Source organism: Occallatibacter sp., from assembly GCF_049802275.1.
Classification (GTDB): Bacteria; Acidobacteriota; Terriglobia; order Terriglobales; family Acidobacteriaceae; genus Telmatobacter.
In genome coordinates this window covers 1-5,947 of the sequence record NZ_JBARMD010000308.1, presented here as the reverse complement: position 1 = coordinate 5,947, position 5,947 = coordinate 1, and the positions used below count along the sequence as shown (strand labels likewise).

The 5,947-nt window shown below is 59.8% G+C and carries 4 protein-coding genes and 1 pseudogene; 4 read left to right on the top strand and 1 reads right to left on the bottom strand.

Annotation, left to right across the window (positions count from 1 at the left end; all coding sequences use genetic code 11):
• Positions 1 to 920 (bottom strand): VOC family protein (locus tag WA354_RS10755; protein WP_472813008.1); only part of this gene is annotated, 920 nt, incomplete at its 3' end.
• 293 nt (positions 921 to 1,213) lie between these two features.
• On the opposite strand from WA354_RS10755, the gene WA354_RS10750 reads away from it, so the two are divergent.
• The 4 genes and pseudogenes from WA354_RS10750 to WA354_RS10735 all read left to right on the top strand — a co-directional run.
• Positions 1,214 to 2,674: a M20/M25/M40 family metallo-hydrolase gene (locus tag WA354_RS10750; protein WP_472813007.1), complete on the top strand. Its 1,461-nt coding sequence runs from the start codon at positions 1,214 to 1,216 to the stop codon at positions 2,672 to 2,674.
• 87 nt (positions 2,675 to 2,761) lie between these two features.
• The gene (locus tag WA354_RS10745) at positions 2,762 to 3,373 is read left to right on the top strand and encodes a thymidine kinase (RefSeq protein ID WP_472813006.1); all 612 of its coding nucleotides are present in this window, start codon (positions 2,762 to 2,764) and stop codon (positions 3,371 to 3,373) included.
• A gap of 273 nt (positions 3,374 to 3,646) precedes the next feature.
• Positions 3,647 to 4,903, top strand: coding sequence for an MFS transporter (locus WA354_RS10740; protein ID WP_472813005.1), 1,257 nt, complete (start codon positions 3,647 to 3,649; stop codon positions 4,901 to 4,903).
• 99 nt (positions 4,904 to 5,002) lie between these two features.
• Positions 5,003 to 5,947 (top strand): annotated as a pseudogene (locus WA354_RS10735) (transcription-repair coupling factor); the annotation flags it as partial.

Below are 5,947 nucleotides of genomic sequence, written 5' to 3'. Positions count from 1 at the left end.
TCCTCCGCCGTAAATGCCGAGCAGCACGGCTTCTCGGTGGCGTGGAAGTTCATCAACTCCGCACGAATTCCATCCGGGTCATACATATTGAACTGACCCTTCCCGTCCTTGCCGATCTTGGGCGCCGCATCGTGCCTGCCTTCCAGCCGATTGCCCGCCTGCAGCACTTTGAACGCATCCTCCACCGACTTCTCGCCAATTGCAAAATGATCCAGCACGCCCAGCGTCTGCTGCGTCATATTCGTGGGGATGCCGGTTCCCGACGGCCCGCTGATCAGCATGTACTCCACCCAGTCGTGCCCATCGGGAACCTGCTGGCTCACCCAATCGATCTTGTCGTCCTTCATGCCGCCATACCAGTAAGGCCTGAATCCGAGCAGTTCGCGGTAGAACTTGTCCTCGGCCTCGCGGCTGTGCACCAGGAATCCGACGTGAATGATGTGATGCCCGATCACGTTCGGGTTATCCGGTGCCTTGGCATTCGCCGCCGGCTGCACAAATTCGATCTTGTTGCCCTCAGGATCCAGCACTGCGAACCATCGGCTGCCGTCCGAACCCTTTGTCACTGCAGACGGCGTCTTCCACCCCTTAGCCGCTAGATACTTTCGCATACCCTCTGCGCTTGCTGTGTTGAACGCGGCATGGTCCATCCGATTAATGCCCACATTGGGCGGCAAGGGCAGCACCTCGATGTACTGTGTAGCGCTGAAGGCATATTTCACGCCCTGCGGATTCTCGGGGTCCGTCTCCTTGGCCGCGCCGATGATCTCGCGATAATAGTGATCAGTCGCGGCCGGGTCCGATGTGTACACGGCGAGGTGCGAAATCCCTGTGATCTTGGGCCGCTCCTGCGCCGTCAACGCAACCGTTGAGACGCCAAGCACAGCCATTCCAGCCACGACGACAAACTTCGAATACATATTGCACCTCATAATGTCAGCGGCATCACAATAAATCGATTTGGTGCATCCTGTAAACCAACATCGCCAATTGCTCGACTGCAGCCGCCGCCGCTACTGTTCCGTCCCTGAAACTTCAACCAATGTTGAGAGTGTCATTCTGAGCGAACGGGGCCCCGAACGTTTTAGGGGTCCCCGAAGAGCGAAAGCTCTTTGGGGCAGGTTCGGGGGTGGGGAGGGAAAAATCTGCTTTTGAACTTACATCCCTTGGCACTGACCACGGTCGGACAAAGTTCTGACTTACAATTGCACCCATGCCCCGATCGATAATCCCTGTCATCCTTGGCTCTCTTGCGTTTTCCGTCTCCCTTGTGCCCTATGCCGCAGCACAACCTGGCTCGCTGCCCACCACGTCCCCCGCGGAACGCACCGAAGCCCGCGACATCTTCAAGCAACTCATCGAAATCAACACCACCGACACGCCCAAAGGCAGCGTGACCGCAGCGACGAAAGCCATGCAGAAGCGCTTTATCGATGCCGGTTTTGCTCCCGACGACGTGCGCCTGCTTGGTCCCGATGCGAACAAACAAAACCTTGTCGTCCGCATCCGTGCCGCCTCGCCCACCGTTGAAAAGCCCGTCCTTTTCCTCTGCCACATTGACGTCGTCGAGGCGCTCCCTTCGGACTGGCACACCGATCCCTTTCAATTTGTCGAAAAAGACGGCTACTTCTACGGCCGTGGCACACAGGACATGAAGGACTCCGACGCCGCGCTGGTCTTCACCTTCCTGCGCCTTCACCGCGAGGGATATAAGCCGAAGCGCGATCTTATCCTGGCTCTCACTGCCGATGAAGAAGGCGGCAAATTCAACGGCGCAAGCTGGCTGGTCAACAATCATCGAGAACTGGTCGATGCGGCGTTCGTCATCAATCCTGATGCCGGCGGCGTTGAGATCGATCACGGACGCGCCATCGTCGGCGACGTCGAAGCCACGGAAAAGGTCTATGCCGACTACCAGGTCACGGCCACCAATCGCGGCGGCCATAGTTCGCTGCCCCGGCCCGACAACGCAATCTACGAGCTCACCACCGCGCTCAACAAGCTCGCCGCTTACAGCTTTCCGTTTGAGATGAACGAAGTCACCCGCGTGTACTTCGGCAACCTCGCCAGGCAGGAAACCGGTGAGATGGCTGACAACATCCGCGCCATTCTTGCCACACCGCCCGATCGAGCCGCGGCCGCTCGCCTCAGCGCCGAGCCAAGCTTCAACTCCAACTTCCGCACCACCTGCGTTGCCACGCGCCTCGCCGCAGGCCACGCCAACAACGCGCTGCCGCAGACCGCGCAGGCCAACGTGAACTGCCGCATCTTCCCCGGCCACTCGCCCGAAGAAATCCGCCAGCAGCTCATCGCGTTGTTCGGCGATTCCAAGCTCAGCGTGAAATACGTTTCTGACGCCGGCCAGGTCGCTGATATCGCGCCCGAACGCAAAGCCATCGTTCCGCCCGCGCCACTGAAGGAAGTCTTCGAACCGCTCACGCGCATTACCAACGAAATCTGGCCGGGAATCCCGGTGACGCCTGAGATGGAAGATGGCGCCAGCGATTCCATCTACTTCGCGCAGGCTGGCTACCCTTGTTACGGCTACTCCGCCATTGCGCTGGAGCGGAATGATGTGCGCGCTCATGGCCAGGACGAGCGCCTCCCCATCGATTCCTATTGGAAGTCGCTGGACTTCTTCTACGCCTTCTCGAAATCCTTGGGTGGCGAATGATATCTCCCGCAGCTGCATCACGCGCAGCCGCCCGGCAATCAAATTATGATGGAAATTCGTAAGCCACATTCGTCCAATGGAGTCGCCATGATGGCGGGCAAAATCGAACTGATGCTGGGCCCCATGCGCAGCAACAAAACCGCGGAACTGCTGCGCCGCGCCGAGATGCGCCGCCAGTACGCCAAGCAGTATGTCCTGGTGCTCAAGCCGAGCGACGACACCAAGGGCGGTCCGGGCCTCGTTGAAAGCCGCAATCCCAATGGCCACGCCAAAATGAATGCGCTCGAATTCTCATCGAACGATCCATGGTCCGTTCTCAAAGCCCTCGACGACCTCGAACAGGAGATCGGCAAGCGCGTCGAATGCATCGCTATCGACGAAGGTCAGTTCGTCAGCGATCTGTTTCTCTTTACCAAAAATCTGCTCGACGCCAATCACGACGTGCTCGTTGCGGGACTCGACCTCGACTTTCGCGCCATGCCCTTCGGCGAGATGCTCAACCTTTCCTGGCTCGTGAACGCCTACGGTGGCAGCATTACCGAGTGCATGGCCTACTGCACCTGCGGGGCCCGCGCCCTCTATTCGCAGCGGCTCATCGACGGTAAGCCCGCGCCCTACGACAGCCCGATTAAAATGCCCGGCGATGCCTATGAGCCCCGCTGCGCCGAACACTTCATCCTGCCGGGCCGCCCGCACTAGAGTCGTTTCTCGCTTCCGGGAGCGGCCCCTGAAGTTCTTCACGATAAAAGTTAGGGCATCATTCTGATAAAAGTCAGGGTGTCATTCTGAGCGAACGGGGCCCCGAACGTACCAGGGGCCCCGCAGAGCGATAGCTCTGTGGGGCAGGTTCGGGGGTGGTGAGCGAAGAATCTGCTTTTCATAATTCCATATTTACGCAAACAACTGCCTTGACGCCCCCCCACTAGCCTCAATCCTGTAAGCTTGTTCCGCACTGACAGGAGCCCGCGGCGAGTGAGCCCAGCACCCATGAGTCCGCTCTACCGCAAGATTGCGTGGCGGCTCGTCCCCTTCCTCATGCTCCTTTACATGGTCGCCTTCCTCGACCGCGTCAACATCAGTTTCGCCGCGCTCACCATGAACCACGACCTGGGCATCAGCGAGAGCGTTTACGGATTCGCTGCCGGCGTCTTCTTTCTCAGCTATTGCCTCTTCGAAGTGCCCGCCAACCTGGTGCTCGCGCGTCTCGGCGCACGCCGCTGGCTTTCCATCCTCATGGTCATTTGGGGATTCATTTCCATGGGGACAGCGTTTGTTCACACCGAGGCGGCTTACATTGGGGTCCGGTTCCTGCTTGGCATCGCGGAGTCCGGTTTTTATCCCGGCGTGATTTACTACTTCACCTTCTGGATGCCGCGAACTCTCCGCACGCGCATTCTCGCGCTTTTCCTGCTTGCGGTCCCGCTGTGCAATTCGATCGGTTCTCCTATCTCCGCGCATATTCTCCTGCTCAACGATGTCTCCGGCCTCCGCGGCTGGCAATGGCTCTTCTTGCTGGAAGGACTACCCGCCATAATTCTGGGAGTTGCGGCGTGGTTTCTGCTGGCAGACGGCCCATGGTCTGCACCGTGGCTCTCGGCTGGTGAGAGGGAACAGATCATCGGCGATCTGCAGCAGGATGAGATTCAGCGACCCGATTCCGGTAAGCAAAGCTTCCACGTGGCGCGCGATTGCGTCGTCTACTTTCTCTGGAGCAGTGGCAACTACGGCCTCACCTTCTGGCTGCCCCGGATTCTGACCACCGTCGGAGCCTCCAATCTTTCCACTGGCTGGTGGGCTACGGTCACCTTCGGCTTCGGCGCACTCGCCATGTTATGGGCCAGCCGTCGTCGCGGATTCCGCGCATTGCCCTGGCTCTTTCTAGCGTCCTCCGCGGGTTTCATCGCCGTAGGGCTGGCGCATACCGCACTCGTCGCGGTGGCGGGATTCAGTGTTGCCGCTATGGGCATCCTCGCCTCACTGCCCATGTTCTGGAGCCTGGCTGCCAGCCGACTCAGCGGAAAAGCTGCGGGTGCGGCTATCGCGCTGGTCAATTCCGTCGGCGCAGTCGGAGCCTTCGCTGGACCCTCCGCCATGGGCTGGCTTCACGACATCACGCATCACTACTCTGCCGGCCTCTGGGCCATCGCGGGCGCAATGGCCCTCGGCGGCTTGCTCGTTTATCGCGAGTCAGCCAAACCTGCAACGGTCCCGGCGCAAACCGCAGACTAGACAGTGATGTTCTCCGCTAATTCACAAAGGCGCGAAGCACGATCCGATGGACGTGCAGTCCCCGCAAAGTTCTGTGCAGTCGGTTAAACTAAGAACTGCATGATCCTCCCGTTTGTCCGCGAAATATTCGCGGAACTGGAGCAGTCCTCCTCCTTTGATCGCGTGCGAAGGCACCTCTCCCTCGGTGTCGGTCGCAGGCGTGTGTCCGGACTCACCAATGCTGCTCGTTCGCTGTACATTCCTCTTCTCGCCCGAGCCGCTAAGCAACCAGTCATCGTCGTGGTCGCCGACAACAAGGCCGCCGAGGCGCTGGAGATGACTTTGCGCGCCGGTTGCGAACTCACGGGTGCTGTCGATCCGAACCGTGTTGTCCGCCTGCCCGCTCACGACGTGTTGCCATTTGAAAATCTCTCTCCCCACCCCGACGTGCAGGAGCAGCGTGCCGCCGCCCTCTTCAAACTTGCAACCGGGGCAGTCTCCATTCTCATCGCACCCGCCGAAGCTGCCGCGCTTCGCCTCTTCCATCGCGACTACTACGCCAGTCTCGCCGTCACGGTGCGCCGTGGCGAAGAAGTCGACGTCGAAGTGCTCACTGGTCACCTGGCAAGCGTCGGTTACACCCAGATGGACCTGGTCGAAATGCCTGGCCAGTTCACCCGCCGCGGCGGCATCCTCGATGTCTACTCACCCGAAATCGATCGCCCCGTGCGCATCGAGTTCTTCGGCGACGAGATCGATACCATCCGCAAGTTCGACCCCGAAACGCAGCGCTCGCAATCCGGCCTCGACGAAACGCAGCTTCTACCGCTGACCGAAACTCCTGTTACGGAACACTTGCTGGCAGCCGTCCACGCGCGCCTCAGCAAGCAGCGCGTCCAGGTTGCGGAGGGCGATGGCGATTCCGACGAACAGGAGATGGAGATCGAAGCCGCTGCCGCAGGAGGTGTCAGCGTCTTTCCCGGTTGGGAATTCTTCTCATCCGTTGCCGGTGCCGAACACCACCTGCTCAACCTGTTGCCACGCAGCGCGCTCTTTGTCGAAGAA

Coding starts and splice junctions, on each gene's coding strand:
- WA354_RS10750 (WP_472813007.1), top strand. CDS start 1,214: ATGCCCCGATCGATAATCCCTGTCATCCTTGGCTCTCTTGCGTTTTCC.
- WA354_RS10745 (WP_472813006.1), top strand. CDS start 2,762: ATGATGGCGGGCAAAATCGAACTGATGCTGGGCCCCATGCGCAGCAAC.